We start from the raw sequence: 22066 nt of genomic DNA, 5'->3' as shown, positions 1-22066 counted from the left end.
CCCCATACAGGGACCATCCGGAGGGACCTGACCTCGGCGGAACTGGCTGGTTACTGCCTGCACGCAACCGCTGCCGCCGCCGAAATGCCCTCCGAAGAAGCCGTGTGCCGGCTCGTCGGGGTCATCCTGGCGGGAATCCGGGACCCTTCCGGCGGATAGGCGCCCATCAGCCATCCAGCGGGCGGGCCGCCGCCCCATATTGCAGCCAGTGTCGGATATCGGCGAAACGGCCACCGTCACGGATATTGGCTCCGCGCGAGCCCCATACCCGGGTGCGCTCGACCTCTTGACACATACCCCATTGGGGTATAACTTCGGGGTATCGGATTCCGGTGCCCGGAGGATCCACTTCCGCCGAATCCCCGGACGCGGCGCCGCCGGGATTGAAGGAGAATCATGAACACCGGTCACCATCGCATGGACCCCGGGCCCATGCCCGTCGATCAGCAACAAGACCACCATCCTTTTGCCGGGCAGCCAGCGGGGGAACAACGCCCGCATGGGCATGCCCGCTCGAGTGCCGAGGATGACCATGTCGTCCACAACCATGGGCAGCATGCCGGGCACAGCACCGCCATGTTCAGGAGCAAGTTCTGGCTCAGCCTGGCCTTGAGCCTCCCCGTGGTCTATTTCAGCCCCATGGTCGGACACCTGCTGAGCTACCACATCCCCGTGTTCCCCGGCTCGTCCCTGATCCCCCCGGTGCTCGGCACCGTCATCTTCCTCTACGGGGGCGCCCCGTTCCTCAAGGGCGGCGCCAGCGAACTGAAAAACCGGCAGCCGGGAATGATGCTGCTGATCTCCCTGGCCATCACCGTCGCCTTCGCCGCCTCATGGACCACCACCCTGGGCATCGGCGGCTTCAACCTGGACTTCTGGTGGGAACTGTCGCTGCTGGTGGTCATCATGCTGCTGGGGCACTGGATCGAGATGCGCGCCCTGGGATCGGCCCGGGGCGCCCTGGATGCCCTGGCCGAACTGCTCCCGGACGAGGCCGAACGCATCACCGACACCGGCACCCAAACCGTGGCCCTGTCCGAACTGGCCGCCGGGGACATCCTGCTGGTCCGCTCCGGGGCGCGCCTTCCGGCCGACGGCGAAATCACCGAGGGCCGGGCGGAGCTGGATGAATCCATGATCACCGGTGAATCCCGGACCGTTCCCCGGGGCCCCGGCGACACCGTCATCGCCGGCACCGTGTCCACCGACAGCGCCCTGCGGGTGCGGGTCACCGCCATCGGTGCCGATACCGCGCTGGCCGGCATCCAACGGCTGGTCGCAGAAGCCCAGGCATCATCCTCCCGCGCCCAGGCCCTGGCCGACAGGGCCGCCGCGTTCCTGTTCTATTTCGCGCTCGGTGCCGGCATCCTCACCTTCATCATCTGGATGCTGCTGGGGAACCCCGACGAAGCGGTCATCCGCACGGTGACCGTGCTGGTCATCGCCTGCCCGCACGCCCTGGGACTGGCCATTCCGCTGGTCATCGCCATCTCCACCGAACAGGCGGCCCGCGCCGGGGTATTGATCAAGAACCGCATCGCCCTGGAGCGGATGCGCACCATCGACGTCGTGCTCTTCGACAAGACCGGCACCCTGACCAAGGGCCGGCCCGCCGTGACCGGATTCGCCGGCACCGAGAACGTGGAGGATCACCAGGTGCTGGCGCTGGCCGCCGCCGTCGAGGCCGACAGCGAGCACCCCTCCGCCCGGGCCATCGTCGAAGCGGCACGGTCCGGGGCCATGGCGGTGCCTCAGGCCACCGGGTTCGCATCACTGACCGGGCGCGGGGTCACCGCCGAGGTCGAGGACTCCACGATGGCCGTCGGCGGGCCGAACCTGATCGCCGAGGAACACCACGAAATCCCCGCGGCCCTGGCCGCACGCACCAAGCAGTGGGCCGACCGCGGCGCCTCGGTGCTCCACGTCATCCGGGACGGAGAGGTCATCGGCGCCATCGCACTGGAGGACGAGGTGCGCGAGGAGTCGCTCCAGGCGATCCGCGCCCTGCAGCACCGCGGCATCAAGGTCGCCATGATCACCGGCGACGCGGCACAGGTCGCCGAGGCCGTGGCCGCACAGCTGGGCATCGACGAGGTCTTCGCCCAGGTCCTGCCGCAGGACAAGGACAAGAAGGTCGCCGAGCTCCAGGGCCGGGGACTAAAGGTCGCCATGGTCGGCGACGGGGTCAACGACTCCCCCGCACTGGCACGGGCCGAGGTCGGCATCGCCATCGGCGCCGGCACCGACGTCGCGGTGGAATCGGCCGGGGTGGTCCTGGCCGGCAACGACCCGCGCGCAGTGCTCTCCATGGTCGATCTGTCCCGGGCCAGCTACCGCAAGATGATCCAGAACCTGGCTTGGGCCACGGGCTACAACATCATCGCCGTTCCCCTGGCCGCCGGGGCCCTGGCCTTCGCCGGAGTCGCCATCTCCCCGGCGGTGGCCGCGATCCTGATGTCCGTATCCACCATTGTGGTCGCCCTGAACGCGCAGCTGCTGCGCCGGCTCAGGCTCGACCCGACCACCAACCACTAAGCCCGACCACCATCCACCCACCCGGGACGCCGGGCCCCGGAACGCCCCGGTAAGCTGGAGGGCAGGCAATCGAGCGAAAGGCGGGAGACATGGGCATCGGCACACCGCTGCGTCGTCGTCCCGCTGCGTCTTTCCTCCCGCTGCCGGCCCTGCTGGGGCTGGTCCTGCTCATCCTGGGCCTGATGGGAATGCACACCATCACCGGCGCCCACGCCGGAACCTCCACGGCCGGCTCCGCGGTGGCGGCTACTGCGACCGGCGGGGACCACCACCATGCCGGTCCCGCGGACCACACCCACGATTCCTTGGTGTCATCCCCGGCGACTGTCTGGGCGGAGATGGAATGCCCCAGCTGCTGCGGGGACATACCGCAGGCCGCGGGCTGTGACCTGGCACCAGTGGCCGGCAGCATCTCCTGGCTTTTCCTCCCGGTGCTCCTGGTGCTTCCCGGCAGCCTGGGGTTGCGTGGCCCGCCGCCGGTCACCGGCGCCACCGATCACATCCCACCGACTCCTTCACTGATCGAACTGTCCATCAGTCGCACGTAAAACCTTGTCCCCGCCACATTGGTGCGGGCCAGTTTTCGCGCGCCCGCACCCCTGCGGGCCGATCGACAGCATCCAAATGACTTGTGAAGGAAAACTCCATGAAACGCCTGACCCTTATTTCGGTGACCGCTCTTGCAGCCGCCCTGGCACTGACCGGCTGCGCCACCGACACCGGAACGGACACCACCACCACGCCCGGCATGGACCACGGCACCATGACCGCCTCCCCGTCCGCCCAAACCCCCGCGGCCGCCGACCACAACGGCGCCGATGCGACGTTCGCCCAGATGATGATCCCGCACCACGAGCAAGCCGTGGAGATGAGCGAGGTGGTGCTCGCCAAGGACGGCATCGACCCGGAGATCACCGACCTGGCCCAGGAGATCAAGGCCGCCCAGGGACCGGAAATCAAGACCATGAACGGATGGCTCAGCGCGTGGGGTGAATCGGCCACCATGTCCGGTGACCACGGGATGGAGGGCATGATGAGCCAGGACGACATGTCCACGCTGGAAGCCGCCCAGGGAACCGAGGCCGCCAAGCTCTTTTTGACCCAGATGATCAAGCACCACGAGGGTGCCGTCACCATGGCCGAGGAAGAGGCCGCCAACGGGTCCAACCCGGACGCCGTAGCCCAGGCCGAAAAGATGGCCCGGGACCAGAGCGGGGAAATCGAGAAGATGAAGGAACTGCTGGCAGGCCTCTAAACCGCCTTGCCAACTGGTTGCGGGGCGCACGATGCGCCCCGCAACACCCTCGTCATGGCTTCCCCCCCATTTTTCTGTTCTGGAGAACTCCCTCATGATCAACCCTTCCCTTCCCGCTGCCCGCACCAGGGGCCGCATGGCCGCCGCCACCGCCCTCCTGCTCTTGCTGACCTCCTGCACACCGGCGTCCTCCCCAGGCCCGCAACCAGAAGTTGCACCGGTCCAGCCCTTCGCCCACATCCATGGCATGTCCGTGGATTCCGAAACCGGGGAGGTGATGCTGGCCACCCACGACGGGCTCTTTGGCCTTGGCTCCGGAACACCGGAAAAGATTGGCCCCACCATCGACCTGATGGGCTTCGCGGCAGCAGGCAACGACCACTACTACGCCTCCGGACACCCGGCGCCGGAGACCGGCCTGCCTGAACCGGCAGGGCTGCTCCGGTCCCAGGACGGCGGGGAAACCTGGCAAGAAGTTTCCCAGGGTGGTATCTCCGACTTCCACGCCTTGGCGGTCACCCGCAGCGGGATCATTGGTTTCGACGGAACCCTGAAGACCACCGCAGACCTGGAAACCTGGACGACCCGCGATGCCGGATTCGCCCCCTACCACTTGTCCGGGACTCCGACCGGTGACGTCGTCCTGGCCACCACGGAGGCAGGCGTGCACCGTTCCACCGACGGCGGCAAAACCTGGACCTCTCCTTCGGACCGGCCGGTCCTGCTGCTCACGGCCTTTGCCACTGCTTCAACGGTCGTTGGCATCGAACCGAACGGGGCCGTGCACCTGAGCTCGGATGCGGGCAGGACCTGGCGGGCGACCGGGGCGGTCATCGCACAGCCCTCGGCCCTCGTCGCCGCCGGCCCGGACGAGAGCCCTCACATCTGGGTTGCCACTCCCACCGGCGTTGAACGCTCCACCGATGGCGGAACAACCTTCAGCGCGGACGGCAAATGATCCCCCTCGGTTTCCGCCCCCACTCCCGAGAAAACACCATGCCAAAAACCCTGCATTCGGGCGTCACGATACGCCCCGTCGCACCCGCGGACCTCCCCTTGACGGCCGACTGGCAATGCAGGTTCCTGCGCGACGGGCTCTTTCCCCGGTTGGGGCACAGGTTCGTGAGTCACTGGCACGCGACCTTCCTCGAGGCCCCCTGGGGGGTCGCGTTCATTGCCGAGGCCCAGGGCCCGGGAGGGCCGGTGCCGCTGGGTTTCCTGCTTGGCTCCAGCGACCAATTGCGGCACGTCGATGACGTTCTGCAATGGCACCGCACCCGACTGGGCCTCCACGGAGTTCTCGCTCTGGCTCGACGGCCACGGTTGTGCCTCGGGTTCCTGCGCACCCGTGGAAGATCCTACCTTCGCCGACTGTTCAAACGCCCTGCCACTGCGGCGGCCGACGCCGGCACGATGCCGGCACTCTTGCCCCGCATTGCCGTCATCACCGCTCTCGTGGTGGACCCTGCATCCCGGCACCACGGCATAGGTGGACAACTGGTCAACCATTTTCTCGCCCGGGCTGCGGAGGCGGGGGCGCCCCTGGCCGAGCTGGTGACCAAGACCGGTCCGGGCGGTGCCGGGAGATTCTACGAACGGCTCGGCTGGACTCCCGTGCACGAGCACACCACCAAGGACGGAGAGACCGCCAAGACCTACCGCTTCCGATTGACTCCAGGGACACCCGGATTCGACCATCCCCTCGTGCAGGAATTTCCGGAGTAGGCACCCCCAAGGGCACAAATGACTCTATGACCGAGGCTTCCCTCGATGCCCAAGGATGAGGCAGATGCGCGGGGACTTGGACATGCCGAGTCCCACCAACGATCCACGGGTTTTCCCTTGCAGACCCGGGCAGGGCGGTTGCCGGGATCTCCGACACTCGGACCCGCAGCAGAGGTCACGAAATCGGGCTGGAACGAATCTCAGGATTCGAGTTGCAGCGAAGGCATCGAACCATGAAATCAAATATCAGGAAGGTCAGCGAGGGAAGGCAACTTTGGCGCGGGACTTGCAAGCCCTACGGTGTGACCTGCATGGGGACGACCTGCTAGCTGTTTTCCCGCAAGGTCTTCCCACGCGCCGGACTGGTGCCATGGGCTTTTGTCCGGTAAAGGTTGCCCCGCGGGCCGGTAGCGGTCAACAAAGTACTGCTTCGTTCAGGCCTCCCGATCCTCCTCGGGGTTCCGGAAGGGTCGAAGCTGCGTGCCGGTGGAGTCCGTGGCGAACGAGTAGCGGCCCAGCATGTTGATGTGTTCCGAGACCAGCGGCGAAAGCCGCCTCACATCCTCATCGGCAACACCGGTTCCCCGGTGGCGGAGCTCGGTGAGCGCGGCGTCCAAGTAGCGGGTGTTCCACAGGATGACGGCGTTCAGGACCAGGCCGAGTGCGCCAAGTTGGTCTTCCTGGCCCTCCCGGTAGGACTGGCGTATCTGTCCCCTCCTGCCATGGAAGATGAGCCTGGCCAGCGCATGCCGGGATTCCTGCACAGTCAACTGGGTGTGGATTTGCCGACGATAACCCTCGTCGGCATCGATGAAGTCCAGCAGATGCTCGGTCTTGGCGATCCTGCCGTACTCCGCCAACGCCTTTCCGAGCAGGGTCGGTGTCCCACCGCCCTGGGTGACCCGCAGGACTTCCGAGGCGCGCACCGTCCCGGCGGTCAAGGACCCGGCAAGGCGAAGCATGTCCGGCCAGTTCGCCGTAATGAGCTCCATGTTGATTCGGTTGCGGCCGGCCACCGCGTTCAGCTTCCCATAGTCCGCCGTGGCGTCGACGCGCCAGAACCGCTGGTCCGGCAACCCTGCCAGGCGGGGTGAGAACCGGTATCCGAGCAGGGTGAAGAGCCCGAAAACCTGGTCCGAGTAGGAGGCCGTATCGGTGGCGACCATCTCGGGGCGTTGGCCGCCATCAAGATCGAGCAGCCCATCCAAAATATGCAGGGAATCGCGGACCGTCCCCGGGACCACGACGGCACCCAGCCCGGAGACCTGGTCGTTGAGATAGTTCAGCCAGGTCAGGCCGCGGCCCTGGCCGAAGTAGCGCGGATTCGCCCCGGCATTGACGGTGGACACCGGCACCACGAAGCGCATCCCGTCAACGGACGCCAACAAGCCTGTGCCCCAGCGTTGCGCGAGTCCCAGACCGGACTGCGCCTGGATCAGCCGGGCGTTGGCCGCGCGAAGCGTATCGGCGCGCACATAGTTCTGATCTACGTGCGTCAGGCGGCCGCGGGACAGTGCGGGGTGGCCGTCCTTGACCACCGGTGTCAGCCCGACGTTGCACGCCTCGGCAACCAGGATGGCGGCGACCGAGACATCGAGCTGGCCCATCCTTGCGGAGGCCTCCGAGACGTGGCTGAATTCCGAGAGGAACCCCGTCCAGGAATGCACTTCCAGCAGCACATCGGGCAGGTCCACCCGCGGCAGCATCCCAGCAACCAGCCCCCGCAACTGTGCCAGGGACTCCGGTATCGTCTTGGCCTCCAAAGGTGAGAGGTGGACTTTGCCGGAATCATCAATGCGTATCGCGGGATTGTCGGCCAGTTGCTCGGCCGCCGCAAGATAACGGGCATCAAGGCGGTGGCGAACATCGGCCAGGTGGTCCGCTGGCTCTTCCGGCAGCTGGAGCGCCCTCAAGGTCTCGTCCTTGGTTGCTTGCCATGCCGGGTCGGTCAGCAACCGCGCCCGGGGATCTCCCCAGCGACGCCCACCCACCACGAAAATGTCCCTACGCCGCAGCGCCTTATGGACGGCCTCCATCACCGCCACCGTATAGGCCTTGCGATTGATGTCTTCCGAAGCCGTGACGAGGCGTTGCCACGCCGGCGAGAGCACGGACAGGTCAACCTCGCCCGGGTCCTTCCTGCGGCCATCCAGAATCTCCGGCAGCGCTGCCAGCGCCGCCAACGTTGGCGCCCCGCCCGCGGTGGACCCGAAGGGTGCCGCGGCTGCCAACGCCGGCAGGAACGACCGCACGGTGGTGAACCGGCGCATCATCTCCGCCGCGGTGTCGCCCTCGGTGCCTTCGGGGTTCACCAATTCGTTCACCACGTCCACCGCGGCGCGTAGCTCGGGCAGGGAAACCTGCTCGGCCAGCGCCGAGGCGGCCTCTGCGCTGGAATATTCCGTACTGCCCAGGACCTCGACCAGTGTTTTCGCGGCCTTTGCCAGCTGCAGTGACGCCCTCGACAGGCGCGGCAGGGATTTCAACCGGGCGGCGGTGGATTCCCTGGCCGCCTTGCGCAGAACGCGTTCTGTGACAATGGCGTCCATGGCATCGCACAAATCATCGGCGACCTCGGCCGTCAAGGCGCGCACGGCGCAGAGCAGGGTTGCGCCGCGGCGCGGGCCGGATAGTCCTCGAAGCGATGAGGCCTTGCCCGCCAACCCGTATCGGGCCAGGGCGTTCATCCGGCCCTCGGGGATCGTCTCCAGATCGATGGTCCCGGCACCCAGGGCCCGCAGGCGTGCCAGTCGGTCCAGCTGCCGCAGCAATTCCGGCACCGATACCCTCGAGGGTCCGGTCCGCAGCAGCTCCCACGCGGTCAGCCTGGAGCCCTGCCCGACGTGCAGCAGGCCTTCAAGTTCCAGGATCAAGGCGGGTCCGGCCGCGTCGACCAGCATGGAATGGAGGCGGTCATTTGATCCGGCACGAACCTCCGAGACCAGGCGTGTCAACGTGGAGACGCCGGGGAGGAGGACCTTGTGCTCGCGTAGCCAGAGCGCCGCCCGTTCAAAAAGGCGCACCGGTCCCTCCGTCGAGGTCCACGTCCGGGCCGAAAGGAACAGCCTCAGCTCCTCGTGCCTGGCCGGATCGGCGAATTCCACATACCCGTACACGGCGGAAATTTCCGCGGCGTGCTCGTAACCGGTCTGTCCCCGTTGCGCGTACAACTTGAGAACCGAGGCATCGGCGATGCCCAGCTGCCCGGCGAGGGATTCCACCACCGGCCACGGGACGGCCAGCGGATCCGTCAGAAACCGTCCCACCGCCCGCACCGTGATCAGTTGGACGGCAAATCCCAGACGATTGTGCATTCCCCGGCGGCGACCAACCACTGACAGGTCGGCATCGTCCAACCAACAGAAGCGTTCCAAGTCCTCCGCCGATACCTCGTCGGGGAATCTGCCGAACCCCGCGGCCTGCTCATCACTTAGAAAATCGACCGCCATGCCCCCATTCAACAGGCAGCGGACTCCTTAGCGTGAATTTCCGTACCGATCTTCCCCAGACCCCGTCTTCTTCATGTCGTTCCTAGCTTTGATGGGTTTACTGCTGAGCCTATGCGGACGTTCCGCCGGGCGCCACTTGGGGCTGGCCCATGTGAGATCAAGCATGACTGCGGCTGCCGGACCCCGTGACCCATTTCGAATGAGAAGACCTCAAGATCTAGAATTCCGTCCCACAGAAGGTTCCTGTTACGGGATTGTATCGGCGCTGCCACAGGCACAATGGTTAGTCCGGCCGCGGGTAGGTGGAGATGCTGCCGGGGTTCGTGATGCCGAGCCCGGCGCCGTTGACCGCCTCGACGGACAGCAAGTCGTCGTCCATGTGGCGGACGCTGCGCACGATGTTGTTGGAGACCATGTTGAGGTCGACCACGCCGTTTTCGTTGAAATCGACGTAGACCACCAGTTTGCCTTCCTCCGGGGATTCCCAGGACTTGACCAAGTCAAAGGGATCGCCCATCTGGTCCAGGTTTTGCGAGTTGTTCGCACTGAGCCACTGGTTGATCTTCTGGTCGGCCCATGCCTGACGCTTGGCCGTGTCGGGATCGGGCGTCGGCTCCGCAGTGGTGCAGCCTGCAAGCCCCAGTGCCCCGATAAGCAACGAGGCGGCAAGGGTCATCTTCTTCATGGGGTTCCTGTCCTGGTGGGGTTACGTGCACGGGAAGCAAAACGATGTCGGTCCTGGGAGTGTTCTTCACTCCGGTGCGGGCGGCACGCGGATGGTGTACTCGTCGCAGCTCAAGACAAGGTCCGGTCCCTGGGAGGCCAGGGTGCAGTGCTGCGTCGGGAACTCGCGTTCGCCCGAGTCGCCGCTGAGGCTCGCCCCGTAGATGAACGGGGAAATCTGGCGGTATATTCTGTAGCCGGGATGTCGCACGCCCTGCTGGGCGACGATGACGCTTTGTCCGTCCTCGGCTGTGACCTTGGATGAATTGAACGAGAACGCGACGAGGAACAGCATCAAGAAATAGAGCGCCCACAACGCCGCAGCGGCCAAGATCGCCACATAGACCATCGATCCCATAACCACCCTCACCCATCCGACGGGGATCAGCCCCACGAGCGGGGGAACCAAGGGAAACAAGCCGATGGCCGCGCTCGGCCCGCCGACAGTGAGCGCGATGAACATCAGTTGCGTTTGTTCCAGCCCGGCATGGAATATCTGCCCCGGCGGGAGACTCGAACCATATGCCCCCAAGACGGCAAAGCACGCAGCCGATGCGGCCGAGATAAGAGCAAATGCAACGCCCCACTGGAAGGTCCGTTGGGTCAGCAATTTGGGGAGTGCAGCCCGAGCAGTTTGGGCAGGCATCGGATACCACCTGATCTTCCAGTAAAGATTCCAAGGATTCCAAGCGCCCATGTGAATGGCAAGCATTGTGCAAGTCAAGGAAACGTTGAATCCCTCCAATGCTCTCACGACGGTTTTGTTGGCTTGGATTGCCAACCTGGCGTGGCGGTCCCCGTAGTTTCCCAAGGGCGGGCACCACCGAGCCCGAGCCGTCCTGACCGCGATCGGCTCAGGGCCAGCGGGGATGCATTCGGGCTCGCGGTCCGTCCGGCTGATGCCCGACGGGGAGAACCGGGCCAAAGCACTCTTGTCAGCCGCCCGCCGTCCGGCTGTAATGCTGGCCCAGATCTCTGCCGCCTGAGTGACGTCCCGCTGAGGGTTCCGCTTGCGGACCGGCCACACGTTGAACTTCATACGTTCGCCTACCCAGTCTGGCCACCGGTCATCGACCCCCTTACGGAACGGTCCGAAATGCCAAACCGGACAAGCCCCTTGCGGGACGACGCCACTGATTCGGCAGCAAAGACCTGTGTCATCTGGCTCGGCTTTCGGGACGCCGGAGCCGCCATCCCAAGAAGGAGATCGGTCTGCCTGCTGGACCAACAGGCACGAGTCGCTACGTTCAAAGCGCCTGGACCTGGGGGAAGCGAGCTTCCAGCCTGTCTGGATAGTCGTCCCACGGCACCCCGGCCGGGGCCTGTCCGGCCATCGATGCCGATGGCTGGTCGGGATACTGTTCCTCGATCGAGGTGCCGGTCATTTCCATGAAGATCTCATCGGGGACGTACCGGACCTCTTCGGCGTCCATCACCTCGGTGGGGTCCTTGAGTTGTCCGTTGGCCAGCATGGTGGGGTCCTTGCGGCAGGAGAGGTAGAAGTCCCGGCCCTGTGCCACGATCCAGGTGCGCAGGTCCGTGAACTCATCGTCGCTGCACCCGCCTAGCAGCAGGTACGCCACGCCCCACAGCTCCCATGAGTACAGGGCTTGGGTCTTGAGGGCGTACAGCTGGTCGAAGGCCACGACTTCCTGTTGGTCGGACTGACGCAGTCCTTCGCGTAGGGCCTCGGCGAACTCTTCGGCACCTCCGTCGCAGGATTCATGCGCCTGGTCGATGATCTGCCAGAACCTTGGCTCGGTGATCGATGTGCGGGGCATGGGCTCAACGTCGAATTCGAGTGCCCCGAACCATGGTTCCTCCTCGTCGAGGTCTGGATGGTAATTGTAGCCCTCGAAGGGATCCTCGATGTTTCCCTGGGGGTACAGGTCATCTGCCAGGCACCCGGTGATGCGGAAGCGCTCGAACCAGTTGTCCGGGCGATCGGGCCAGATGTCGTAGAACCACTGGACGTTCGCGTGGTTGATGCCATGGACGACGACGCGCGTGGCCTGGATGTCCCAGAAGGTCTCGGGGTCAAGGACCTTGGTGTCCTGGAGGAACAGGACTTCCAGGTGGCCTTGCCGGGACAGCTGCGCCAAGTTGCGCACCGCCGCGACGTCCGAGAATGAGAGATGTCCAATGGAGGTGAACGGTCCGGCGCTGGCGAAATCGGCTACGGCGCAGGTGTCGATGGTGACGCGCTCGGCCTCGAACCTGGGCATGAACCAGGCATCGTCCGCGGACAGCGATGGCCTTTCCAGGTGTGCCCCTCCTTCATACCTTTCGTGGGTGAGCTTCCGGTCCAATTGGGACAATGCCTGCTGGGTGGCGTGTGAAATCCAGATGTCCCCGACCTGCTGCTGTTGAAGCACCGGTGCCCAACATCCATGCCATCGAATGCCCACCGATGTGACGGTTGACCAGTCGTACCCTGCGGGCAAGCTGGTGACTTTGGCATGCGGCGCACTGACGGCCCACAGGGGACCCAACTCGGCCAGATGGCTCAGATCCAGAGGCCCGGATTCGTCAAAATCCCAAAACCCTTTGTCCTCGTCGTCCAGGTAGATGGCTAGCTTGGATGCTTTCATTTGTCCTCGTCTTCTCGCCGTGCCGGGCCGTGCCTGGTTCCAATGTAGGCCGTGCGGACCCACAATTGGCCATGATCACCGCACCGGGAACGAGGAGCCGGGATAGAAGCAGGAAAGTGTCCGATGAAGGTTCCTCTTTTGGAATGGAGCATGTTCCGAGTTTCGGGCTACGGAACGCAATGAATCTGCCATCCGGTCAGCGAACCACTTACGGGACTGTGCCTCTGCTACCTATACGGGCCCCGCCTTTCGGGACGACGCTTGAGCATGTCGCGCCAACGGTCGCGCTAGCGAGTCTCTAGGCTTATTTACATGACTGACTCCCAAGTTCAGCAGGCTTACGCCGCTCGAGCGTCCGAGTACACGGCCATCCTTGGGGCAATCGATGACATGCCTGAGCCGGATCGGAACCGCATTGAGCATTGGGCTCAGCAGATTAGCGGCCGTATCATCGACGCCGGATGCGGACCAGGACATTGGACTGACTTTCTGCATAAACGGGGTGCAGACATCTCAGGCATTGATCTCGTACCCGAATTCGTTGAAAGTGCCCGTCTTCGCTTCCCCGAGGTGCCATTCCAGGTATCCTCGCTGCGCGCCCTCGACGAAGCCGATGGAAGCCTGAACGGAGTGCTCGCCTGGTATTCACTCATTCACCTGCCCCCAGCGGACTTGCCGCCCGTTCTCTCCGAGTTCGCGCGCGTTCTTTCGCCTCAAGGGCACCTGCTCGTAGGCTTTTTCGATGGCGGGCCCGCAGAACCGCTCGACCATGCTGTTACCCCGGCGTACTACTGGTCGGTAGATCAGATGAGTAGCCTGCTGCATGACGCCGGGTTCGAAGTGACACATACCGAAGCACGCCAGGATCCAGGCGACCGGCCCCACGCGGCAATCTCCGCGATTGCCCGGTAAGCATGCGGTTTGCGGGACGCGGACACCGCGCATCGCACCGGCCGATCAAACGCCATTCGTGGCCCACACCGCCATTCACGGCCCCTCGAGCGCCCGGTGGCGGGGATAACGGGCCTCGAGCCCACCGGGGTAGCGCCTCCGAGTTCGTGATTGACGCATTCAGATTTGTCTGGTGCGGAATCCCTCCGGTAGCGACTTTCGGGGTGTAAGAGACTTTGGATTTCTGTGCCGGGCCGAGCCGGAGAGGATCGAAACGCAGACCAAGAACGACGCTACCCGCCCCTCCGATCGGCGAGCCGGTTTGTCGGCCATTTTTCTACCTACCCGACGGCACAGTTCTGATGAACCGGTGGCCGAGCGAAGCGGGACGGTGGCCGGCGATACACTCGTGCCATGGGTGAAAAAGCGAAGAGCGTCGAAGAGTATCTCAATGCGCTCGACCACGCGTATCGGGCAGAACTCGACCGGATCCGCGCGCTCGTAACACAGCTCGTGCCGGACACCGAAGAGACCATAAGTTATGGGATGCCGACTCTCAAATACAGGAACCGGGCACTCGTGTACTTCACCGCATCCAAGAAGCACATGAGTTTCTACCCCTCGTCATGGGCGATCGAGGAGCTGAAGGACCAGCTCAAGGACTACAAGACCACCGAACACTCGATCCAGTTCACGCTGGACAAGACCCTGCCCGGTCGCCTGGTCGCAGATCTTGTTCGCGTACATATGCGAGAAATCGACGCCAACAGGCAATAGGGCGCTGGCGTCCTGCGCCAACCGACCGCGTGGTAAGCCCAAGAAGTGAGTCAGTGAAGCTCTGCACGCAGCCGTTAACCCACTCTTCACCGCCGTGTTCCTGAAGTTGCGCCCTGCGGCAACCTTCGGCGGCCATGGTTGAGGCGTGAAGGTTGCCATAGTTGCTGAATCGTTCTTTCCCGAGATGAACGGAGTCACCCATTCGCTGCTGAAAGTCTTGCAGCATCTGGATGCGCGCGGGGACCAGGTCTTGGTCATCGCCCCGTCGACGCTGGAGAATGCGCCTCCTACGATGGAAGGTGCAACCGTCAGGCGGCTGCCCGCCGTCCCCCTGGCCGGTTACCGGAACATCCGGGTTGCCATCGGTGGGGTGGTTCGGGTGAAGACGCTGCTGGCTGAGTTCAATCCCGACGTTGTCCACTTGGCATCGCCCTTTGTCCTGGGCTGGCGAGCCGTCCGGGCCGCGGCGGCCTTGGGCATTCCCACGGTAGCTGTCTACCAAACAGACGTTCCCGGATATGCAGCTCGCTACGGCATGCCATTCCTGGAAAATTGGGCATGGCAGAGGGTGAAACGGATTCACGTGGCAGCGACGAAAACACTCGTTCCCTCGAGCGACTCACTGCAGAAACTGCAGGGCCACGGCATTCCGAGGTTGGAGTTGTGGCGCCGTGGTGTGGATACCGACCGCTTCCACCCTGACAAGCGCAGCCCCGGCTTCCGTGACACGGTCGCGCCCCAGGGACAAAAAATCATTGGCTACGTAGGGCGCCTGGCCCTCGAAAAGCAGGTGGAGGACCTGGCTGTCCTGGCCGGGATCCCCAACACCCGGCTGGTCATCGTCGGCGACGGACCGCAGCGGGAAACGCTCGAATCCCTTCTTCCGGACGCATACTTCACCGGATTCCTTGGCGGTGAGGAGCTGGCCGCCGCCATGGCCTCCTTTGACCTGTTTGTGCATCCGGGCGAACTCGAAACCTTTTGCCAGACAATCCAGGAGGCCATGGCATCGGGCGTCCCCGTCGTGGCCACCGGGCGCGGCGGCCCCGTGGATCTCGTGGATTCCTCCCGCACGGGCTGGCTTTACGCACCGGGAAATCTGGCCCAGTTGCGTGATTACGCGATGGACCTCATCGGCGACGACGCCAAACGTGCGGCCTTCGCGGCCTCGGCCTTCCAGCAAGTACAAGGCCGCAGCTGGCAGGTTGTGTGTGAGCAGCTGATGAATCTCTACACCCAGGCCATTGAAGAGCACCCGCGGATTCCGGCGGGCGCGCGAGGAAGCCGATGACAATTTCGGTTACCGGCGCGCGCAATCCTGGCCCAGCGCTTGTGCTCAGGCTGGCACAAATGCGCCATGAGGTGGGTGGTTTCGACACGGAGGCAGCTCCGAGGGCCTGCCTGGCCAATTGCCCGGTCCCGTCCTACTCCCCCGGGCCTGATATTGCCGGGCCGCTTCGAGGTTGGCACAACGGCGGGCAACCCCTTTTTGCGACCAATCTGGCGGAGCCGGCCGTAGCCCAGTCGAGGGTCCCGTTCATAGGGACGCCACAATCGGAAGTTGCTCACGAGCCGAACTCTTCGGTTCCGGTGCGCGCGGACGAGCCCCTCCTGCCGCCCCATGCCTCGCAATCGAGACGGGAAGCCATTTAGTTTCTCATGATTGATCGTGGACCGGGCCGCTATGTTGCTGTGGGAGATTCCTTCACGGAGGGAGTCGGAGATGGCAGCAAACGGCGGCCCAATGGCGTCCGGGGCTGGGCCGACAGGCTAGCCGAGGCTCTCGCCTGCGACAGTCCGGGTTGGGAGTATGCGAATCTCGCCATCCGCAGCAAGAGGCTTCGGCACATCATCGCGGAGCAGCTGGAGCCAGCCATCGCGATGGAGCCAACGCTCATCACGCTGTATGCCGGCGGCAACGACGTCATGGACCTTGGGACGAAGATCGCCGACATCTTGGCCGAGTACGAATTCTTGGTCAGTCGGCTGGCGCAGACGGGCGCAACGCTGGTGCTCTTTACCGGTTACGACGTGGAGGTCTCGCCCATTTTGGGGCCCTTGCGCCGCAAGAACCATGCCTACAACGACGGCGTCCGGCTCATCGCCGCGAAGTACGGCGCCGTATTGGTTGATTACGCCTCGTTCACGGCCTATGCGAATTCCCGCATGTGGGGGCCCGACCGGCTGCACATGTCCAAGGCCGGGCACAAATACATGGCAGCGAGGGTCCTGGATGTCCTCGAGGTGCCGCACGGCATCACGCATCGGGACAAACGCAAGGCACCGCGCGGCGTGCGGCAACGGGCACGGGAACACCGGGTGTGGGTCACCGAGTGGGTACTGCCCATGTTCGGACGCAAGCTTCGGGGCACCACTCTGGGCGATACCCTGAGCCCCCGTTGGCCCCATCCTGTGCGGGTGCCGCCGAAGAAGGGCCTGAAGAAACTGACCCGATAAAGCGGTGCCGGGACGGCGAACCCTTGCCGCCGGTGCCCAACCTGCACTCCGATCCTGTGGTGCCGGGTTCCCATGACAGGATCGTGCCCGCCGCGACGTAGCGAGGGTTCGGAAAGGTTTCGCGCGGCGACGCTCAGCCCCGGAGGGGGGTGGCGAACCTCTCCCGGATTGTGAAATCGCTACGCCGAGCGTAGCAACCCCATAATGACGATATCCTCGTACTTTCCGCGAACCCAGGCGTGCTGGCGCTGACGACCCTCGATCACGAATCCCTCCTTCTCATAGGCACGGATCGCGCCAAGGTTGGACTCGATCACTTGCAGGTGGACTCGGCGCAGGTTGCAGCGCACGAAGGCAAACTCAACGATTTGTGAGATGGCGGCGCTCCCGATGCCTTTTCCGCGAGCTTCTGGAACCAACGCGATTCCGACTTCTGCGTGGCGGGCGAGCTCGTCGAACTCGAAAAGCGAAACACTGCCGACGGCGGCGCCGTCCACATCGATCACGAAACGCACGTCCTTGCCTGCGTCGTCGGCTTCGCCCTGCTTCAGCCGGCTCCTGAAGGCTTCCCTAGTCAGCGGCGCAGGCGATGCCGCGCTCCGTTCCTCCCAAGTGGCCAGATCGTCGGCAATTCGGAATAAGACGTCAATGTCGTCCTCAGAACGGGAACGAAGCCTGACGGCGGGCGGGCTGGACATGCTCAGGATCCTATCAATCAACGCCGGCGGCGCGACAGCAATGGGCCTTCAACGCCTTCACCGGGACCATCTGCCGTCCGTCGGGTAGTGATGGTTGTCGGCCATGTTCTTTGGAGTTGTCCTGAAACAATGACCTTCCTGATGCCCGCCGGAAGGGCAACGGGCCGAGCCGCTCGTGTCGGAGCCACCATGAATGACAAGTAATCGACAGTGAGCGCTTGACCCCGATTCCTTTGCCGTGGCCTCGGACGGGTGGGGGCCACTCCCCCACAGCCAACGGACACCGGCCTGACGCGGACAACAGTCCCTGACTTCTGGCGACGCCGGGCCCACTGCATTTGCTGCGGCCCCGCGCGGGAGTATCCGACGGCCAGAGGCCGCCAACGGTGGGCACGGCCGGTGGAATGGCGGTTTCACGAAATGTGACTTCGAGTGCTTTGGCTTTGGCGACGGCATCACTATAGTGAACACTGTTCAATTGAACGCCGTTCAAACATGCTGCGCGTAAGGAATCTCCCATGACCAATCCTTCTCCCCTCTCGATACGAGGCGGCACCCGGCAGCTTGACGCCACCGGCCTTGCGCGGGTCGCAGTCTTCGCCGCGGTGGTCGCCGTGCTGGGGCTGCCGGGCGGCTTCAGCGTCGCCGGCGGCGTCCCGATCACCGTCCAGACGCTCGGCGTGATGCTCGCCGGCGCCATTCTCGGACCGCGGCTCGGCGCCCTGTCGATGGCCGTGCTGATGGCGCTGGTCGCGATCGGCCTGCCCCTGCTGGCAGGCGGCCGCGGCGGCATCGGCGTGTTCTTCGGCCCATCGGCCGGCTACCTGCTGGGCTGGATCGTTGGTGCCTTCGTCATCGGCCTGGTCGTGCATGCGGGAGGACGCAAGCCCGTGGGCTGGCGCACGCTTGCCGGCATGCTCACCGGCGGCATCCTGGTGATCTATGCGATCGGGATTCCCGTGCAGAGCATGGTGACACGCCTGCCGCTGGGCGAGACGGTGATGATGAGCCTCGCCTTCATCCCGGGCGACCTGATCAAGGCAGTGACCGCCACCGTCATCGTCATGACGCTGGTCCGGGCCTACCCGCGTGCCTTTGCCCGCGTGTGGGCCTCGACGCCGGCCCCGGCCCCGGAGCGGGTCCGGTGATCATCCCGGTGGACGGCGCGGAAGCCGGCCTGCTCGGGCGGCTCGCACGGATCCGCGAGGCAGGGGATGTCCCCCTCGTCGGTGATCCCCGGTGGCCCTCGGCGCACCGCGACGCCGTCAACGCGGCCGCCGCGGCCGCGGCGGTTCCCGAGGGAACGGCCTGGGCAACACTCACCTCCGGCAGCAGCGGCGCCCCGCGGATCGTGCTGCGCAGCGCGGCGTCGTGGGAGGATTCGTTCGCCGCGGTCGGCGCGTTCCTGGGCGCCGGAAGCGGGGACGCCGTGGCGCTCCCGGCCCCGCCCGCTTCCTCCCTCACCCTGTTCTCCCTCGCCCACGCGCTGTCCGGCGGCCCGCGCCCGGTGCCGGGCAACGCCCCGGATGCCGATGCCCTGCACTGCACCCCGCAGGCGCTGCGGGCCGTGCTCGATGCCGGGGCGCCGCCGCGGTTGCGCGCGGCACTGGTCGGCGGGTCCCACCTGGACCCGGAACTGCGCCGCCGCGCCGAGGCAGCCGGCATCCGCGTGACCGCCTACTACGGAGCGGCCGAGCTGTCCTTCGTCGCCTGCGACGAGGGCGACGGGCTGCGCCCCTTCCCCGGGGTCGAGGTGGAAATCCGCCAGGGCGAAGTCTGGGTCCGCTCCCCCTTCACCGCGTCCGGCTACGCCGGCTCCCCCGGTCCGCTGCGCCGCGAGGGGGCGTGGGCGACGGTCGGCGACCGCGCCGAACTCATCGACGGGCGCCTGCGCCTGCTGGGCAGGGCCGACGATGCGATCCTGAGCGCCTCGGCGACAATCGTTCCCGAAGAGGTCGAGGCGGCGCTGCGCTCGATCCCGGGGGTGCGCGATGCGCTCGTCTTCGGGCTGCCGCGCGGACCCGTCGGCGCCCTGGTCTCGGCGCTGCTGGAACTGGAGGCCGGGGCGCCGGTGGATGTGCGGGCCCTGGCCGCTGACCGCCTGGCGCCTGCACACCGGCCGCGGCGCTGGTTCACCGGGCTGATCCCGCGGACCGCCTCGGGCAAGCCCGCACGCGCCGAGGCCCCGGGCCTGGTCATGGCCGGGGAGGTGCAGCCCCTTGCTGCCTGAACACGATCCGGTCATCATCGCCGCCCGGCGCAGCCCCGTCGGCACGCGGGGCCGCGCCCTGGCACGTTTGCGCGTCGAGGAGCTGGCGGCACCGGTGATCCGGGCGGCGCTGGCCGACGCCGCGGCGGTGACGGGTTCGGCCCCCGAGGTGGCCGACGTGATCCTGGGCAATTGCATGGGACCGGGCGGGAACTCCGGGCGCATCGCCGCGCTGGCGGCGGGGCTGGGGCACGCTGTGCCCGGGGCAACGGTTGACCGGCAGTGCGGCAGCGGGCTCGCCGCGGTGATGGACGCCGCGGCCGCGATCCGCGCCGGGGACCGGCGCTTGCGCGTGGCCGGCGGCGTGGAGAGCGCGTCGACTGCACCGGTGCGCTCGGTGGACGGCGTGGCCTACGGCCGCGCGCCCTTTGCCCCGGAAGGCTTCAGCGACCCGGAGATGACCCGGGCCGCCCAGGACCTCGCGGCACACGACGGCATGTCGCGCGCCCGCCAGGACGCCCACGCCGCACGCAGCCACGCCCACGCCCGCGCGGCACGGGACGCCGGCCGCTTCGATGCCGAACTGGTGCCGCTGGCCGGGCTGCGGCACGACGACGCCATCGGCACCGCGGAGCGCCTGCTCCCCCGGCTGCCGGCACTCTTCCCCGGCGGCACACTCACCGCCGGCACCGCCACGCGCATCGGGGACGGCGCCGCGGCCCTGGTGCTCGCACCGGCCGGGTCCGGCCCGGGGCTCGCGATCCGGGCCTCCGCCATAACCGGATGCGATCCGGCACTGCCGGGCATCGGCGCCGCCGGGGCCATCCGGGCCGCCCTGGACTCGGCGGGCCGGGGGCTGGCGGAGATCGCGGCGCTGGAAATCGTGGAGGCGTTCGCCGCGCAGAGCCTGGCCGTGCTGGACCGGATCGGGCTCGCGGAGGACGACCCGCGGCTGTGTGCCGACGGCGGCGCGCTGGCCCTGGGACACCCGTGGGGGGCCAGCGGGGCGATCGCCGTGGTGCGCCTCTTCAGCCGCCTGGTGCGCGCCGGGGCACCGGCCGGGACCCTCGGCGTCGCCGCGGCGTCGATAGGCGGCGGCATGGGCATCGCCGCTGTGCTGGAGGTCATCCGGTGAGCGCGCCCGGAATCCACCTCAAGGGCGTCGGGGTGCGCCTGGGCGCCACCGACGTGCTGCACGATGTTTCCCTGGCCCTTGGCGCGCGCACCGTGGCCGTGATCGGGGAGAACGGCTCGGGCAAGTCAACCTTCGCGCGGCTGCTCGGCGGCCTGGTCCCGCGGACCTCGGGCGAGCTGGGCGTGCTGGGGATCGACCCGGCGCGCCGGGCCGCCGAGCTGCGCCGCCGCATCGCCATCGTGTTCAGCAACCCGGACGCACAGATCATCATGCCCACGGTCGCCGAGGACGTCGCCTTCTCGCTGCGCGCCGACCGGCTCCGTCCGGCCGAGCTCGAGGAACGGGTGGCCGCGGCGCTGGAACGCTTCGGCCTCGCGGCCTTGGCCCCGAGGCCTTCCCACGACCTCTCCGGCGGGCAAAAGCAGCTGCTGGCGCTGTGCGGCGCGTTCGTGCGCCGCCCGGAGCTGGTGATCGCCGACGAGCCGACGGCCTACCTGGATGCGCGCAACGCCCGGCGGGTCGCCGACCACCTGTTCGAGGACGCCGGCCACCGCCTGGTGCTCGTCACCCACGACCTCGCCCTGGCCGCACGGTGCGAGCAGGCGGTGCTGTTCGCCGGCGGTTCCGCGGTGGCCGTCGGGGAACCGGACGAGGTCATCGCCCGGTACGAGGCGGTGCTGGCATGCTGACGCTCTACCGGCCCGGGTCCGGCTGGCTGCACCGGCTGCCCGCGGGCCCGAAGCTGCTGCTGGTGCTCTTCACCGTGCTCGCCGTCTCGCTGCTGCCATCGCACTGGTGGACGGCGGCGGCCGCGGCGGCCGCCGCCGCCCTGGGCTACGCGCTGGCCGGGCTCGGCCCGGGAATGGCAGGGATCCGGGAACTGGGCCGCCAGGTGCACGCGCTGCGCTGGGTCATCGGCATCACCCTGGCCAGCCAGCTGGTCTTCATGGGACCGGAGCCCGCGGTCGCCAACGCCGCCCGCGTCACCGCGGCGATAGCGCTCGCCTCGCTGCTGGCGCTCACCACGCGGGTGACAGAACTGCTTGACGCGATCGAGCGCGGACTGCGCCCCCTGCAGCGGCTGGGCCTGGACCCGCAGCGGATCGCGCTGTTGCTCACGGTGGCCATCGGCACCATCCCGGTGCTCGGCCGCCGGGCCAACGAGGTGCGCGAGGCGCAGCGGGCCCGCGGGGCGCGGAACAACCCGCGCACCTTCGTGGTCCCGTTCCTGATCGTGGCGCTCAAGCACGCCGACGAGCTCGGGGATGCACTGACCGCGCGGGGCGTGCGGTGAACCCCGGCCGGCCCAAGGTCCTGGGTCCCGTCGTCGACGGCCAGACGCGCTGCGTCCACTACCGGACCCCGCTGGACGTGATTGCGATCAGGTTCGTGTGCTGCGGCGAGTTCTACCCGTGCCACCTCTGCCACGCCGAGGCCGCGGGCCACGACGCGGCGCAGTGGCCCGCGGGCTCCGGCGACGAGCCGGCGGTGCTCTGCGGGGTCTGCGGCCGCGTCCTGGGAATCGCCGAGTACCTCGGCGTCGACTCGTGCCCGGGTTGCGCCGCGGCGTTCAATCCGGGATGCAAGCTGCACTCCGGGCTGTACTTCCGGGGGTGATGCG

The 22066-nt window shown here is 66.6% G+C and carries 20 protein-coding genes; 15 read left to right on the top strand and 5 right to left on the bottom strand.

The window, feature by feature from the left end; translation table 11 throughout:
- The first annotated feature begins 396 nt into the window (after positions 1-396).
- The 5 genes from KRR55_RS05275 to KRR55_RS05255 all read left to right on the top strand — a co-directional run bounded on the left by KRR55_RS05275 (position 397) and on the right by KRR55_RS05255 (position 5515).
- Complete coding sequence (locus tag KRR55_RS05275; protein ID WP_254455849.1) at positions 397-2535, top strand: heavy metal translocating P-type ATPase; 2139 nt, start codon at positions 397-399, stop codon at positions 2533-2535.
- Positions 2536-2624: 89 nt separating this feature from the next.
- Positions 2625-3083: a hypothetical protein gene (locus tag KRR55_RS05270; RefSeq protein WP_217388004.1), complete on the top strand. Its 459-nt coding sequence runs from the start codon at positions 2625-2627 to the stop codon at positions 3081-3083.
- Positions 3084-3181: 98 nt separating this feature from the next.
- The gene (locus KRR55_RS05265; protein ID WP_217388003.1) at positions 3182-3790 is read left to right on the top strand and encodes a DUF305 domain-containing protein; all 609 of its coding nucleotides are present in this window, start codon (positions 3182-3184) and stop codon (positions 3788-3790) included.
- 94 nt (positions 3791-3884) lie between these two features.
- Entirely contained in the window at positions 3885-4748 is an 864-nt protein-coding gene (locus KRR55_RS05260; protein WP_217388002.1) for a F510_1955 family glycosylhydrolase, read from the top strand.
- A 38-nt stretch (positions 4749-4786) separates the two neighbouring features.
- Positions 4787-5515 carry a GNAT family N-acetyltransferase gene (locus tag KRR55_RS05255; protein ID WP_217388001.1) on the top strand — a complete coding sequence of 243 codons (729 nt, stop codon included), beginning with the start codon at positions 4787-4789 and terminating at the stop codon, positions 5513-5515.
- 434 nt (positions 5516-5949) lie between these two features.
- Here KRR55_RS05255 and KRR55_RS05250 read toward each other — a convergent pair whose 3' ends face one another.
- The 4 genes from KRR55_RS05250 to KRR55_RS05235 all read right to left on the bottom strand — a co-directional run bounded on the left by KRR55_RS05250 (position 5950) and on the right by KRR55_RS05235 (position 12278).
- Positions 5950-8964, bottom strand: a complete 3015-nt coding sequence (locus KRR55_RS05250; RefSeq protein WP_217388000.1) for a Tn3 family transposase — start codon at positions 8962-8964, stop codon at positions 5950-5952.
- Positions 8965-9247: 283 nt separating this feature from the next.
- Positions 9248-9649, bottom strand: coding sequence for a hypothetical protein (locus KRR55_RS05245; RefSeq protein ID WP_217387999.1), 402 nt, complete (start codon positions 9647-9649; stop codon positions 9248-9250).
- A 66-nt stretch (positions 9650-9715) separates the two neighbouring features.
- Positions 9716-10399, bottom strand: a complete 684-nt coding sequence (locus KRR55_RS05240; RefSeq protein ID WP_217387998.1) for a hypothetical protein — start codon at positions 10397-10399, stop codon at positions 9716-9718.
- A 535-nt stretch (positions 10400-10934) separates the two neighbouring features.
- Positions 10935-12278: a DUF4240 domain-containing protein gene (locus KRR55_RS05235; RefSeq protein ID WP_217387997.1), complete on the bottom strand. Its 1344-nt coding sequence runs from the start codon at positions 12276-12278 to the stop codon at positions 10935-10937.
- Positions 12279-12590: 312 nt separating this feature from the next.
- Between KRR55_RS05235 and KRR55_RS05230 the strand changes: the two genes are divergently transcribed.
- The 4 genes from KRR55_RS05230 to KRR55_RS05215 all read left to right on the top strand — a co-directional run bounded on the left by KRR55_RS05230 (position 12591) and on the right by KRR55_RS05215 (position 16403).
- Positions 12591-13190: a class I SAM-dependent methyltransferase gene (locus KRR55_RS05230; RefSeq protein WP_217387996.1), complete on the top strand. Its 600-nt coding sequence runs from the start codon at positions 12591-12593 to the stop codon at positions 13188-13190.
- Positions 13191-13583: 393 nt separating this feature from the next.
- Positions 13584-13946: an iron chaperone gene (locus tag KRR55_RS05225; RefSeq protein ID WP_217387995.1), complete on the top strand. Its 363-nt coding sequence runs from the start codon at positions 13584-13586 to the stop codon at positions 13944-13946.
- 145 nt (positions 13947-14091) lie between these two features.
- Positions 14092-15237 carry a glycosyltransferase family 4 protein gene (locus KRR55_RS05220; RefSeq protein ID WP_217387994.1) on the top strand — a complete coding sequence of 382 codons (1146 nt, stop codon included), beginning with the start codon at positions 14092-14094 and terminating at the stop codon, positions 15235-15237.
- A gap of 368 nt (positions 15238-15605) precedes the next feature.
- Positions 15606-16403 (top strand): SGNH/GDSL hydrolase family protein, encoded by a 798-nt coding sequence (locus KRR55_RS05215; protein WP_217387993.1) that lies wholly within the window; start codon positions 15606-15608, stop codon positions 16401-16403.
- Positions 16404-16582: 179 nt separating this feature from the next.
- Here the strand turns inward: KRR55_RS05215 and KRR55_RS05210 are convergent, their stop codons facing one another.
- Positions 16583-17101: a GNAT family N-acetyltransferase gene (locus KRR55_RS05210; RefSeq protein WP_217387992.1), complete on the bottom strand. Its 519-nt coding sequence runs from the start codon at positions 17099-17101 to the stop codon at positions 16583-16585.
- Positions 17102-17619: 518 nt separating this feature from the next.
- Here KRR55_RS05210 and KRR55_RS05205 point away from each other — a divergent pair.
- From KRR55_RS05205 to KRR55_RS05180, 6 genes are read left to right on the top strand one after another with little or no spacing between them, the layout of a single operon-like run.
- The gene (locus KRR55_RS05205; RefSeq protein WP_217387991.1) at positions 17620-18249 is read left to right on the top strand and encodes a biotin transporter BioY; all 630 of its coding nucleotides are present in this window, start codon (positions 17620-17622) and stop codon (positions 18247-18249) included.
- On the top strand, positions 18246-19331 hold the full coding sequence (locus KRR55_RS05200) for a class I adenylate-forming enzyme family protein (protein WP_217387990.1): 1086 nt from the start codon (positions 18246-18248) through the stop codon (positions 19329-19331). The genes KRR55_RS05205 and KRR55_RS05200 overlap by 4 nt, the downstream gene beginning before the upstream one ends.
- The gene (locus tag KRR55_RS05195; protein WP_254455848.1) at positions 19321-20445 is read left to right on the top strand and encodes a thiolase family protein; all 1125 of its coding nucleotides are present in this window, start codon (positions 19321-19323) and stop codon (positions 20443-20445) included. The genes KRR55_RS05200 and KRR55_RS05195 overlap by 11 nt, the downstream gene beginning before the upstream one ends.
- Positions 20442-21134, top strand: a complete 693-nt coding sequence (locus tag KRR55_RS05190; protein WP_217387989.1) for an energy-coupling factor ABC transporter ATP-binding protein — start codon at positions 20442-20444, stop codon at positions 21132-21134. The genes KRR55_RS05195 and KRR55_RS05190 overlap by 4 nt, the downstream gene beginning before the upstream one ends.
- Entirely contained in the window at positions 21128-21739 is a 612-nt protein-coding gene (locus KRR55_RS05185) for an energy-coupling factor transporter transmembrane component T family protein (protein ID WP_217387988.1), read from the top strand. The genes KRR55_RS05190 and KRR55_RS05185 overlap by 7 nt, the downstream gene beginning before the upstream one ends.
- The gene (locus KRR55_RS05180) at positions 21736-22062 is read left to right on the top strand and encodes a CHY zinc finger protein (protein WP_217387987.1); all 327 of its coding nucleotides are present in this window, start codon (positions 21736-21738) and stop codon (positions 22060-22062) included. Before KRR55_RS05185 ends, KRR55_RS05180 begins: the two co-directional genes overlap by 4 nt.
- Positions 22063-22066 lie beyond the last annotated feature (4 nt).

The organism is Paeniglutamicibacter quisquiliarum (assembly GCF_019084045.1).
Classification (GTDB): Bacteria; Actinomycetota; Actinomycetes; order Actinomycetales; family Micrococcaceae; genus Paeniglutamicibacter; species Paeniglutamicibacter quisquiliarum.
Note: the sequence above shows the minus strand (reverse complement) of the source record. Positions and strands in the feature narration are given on the sequence as shown.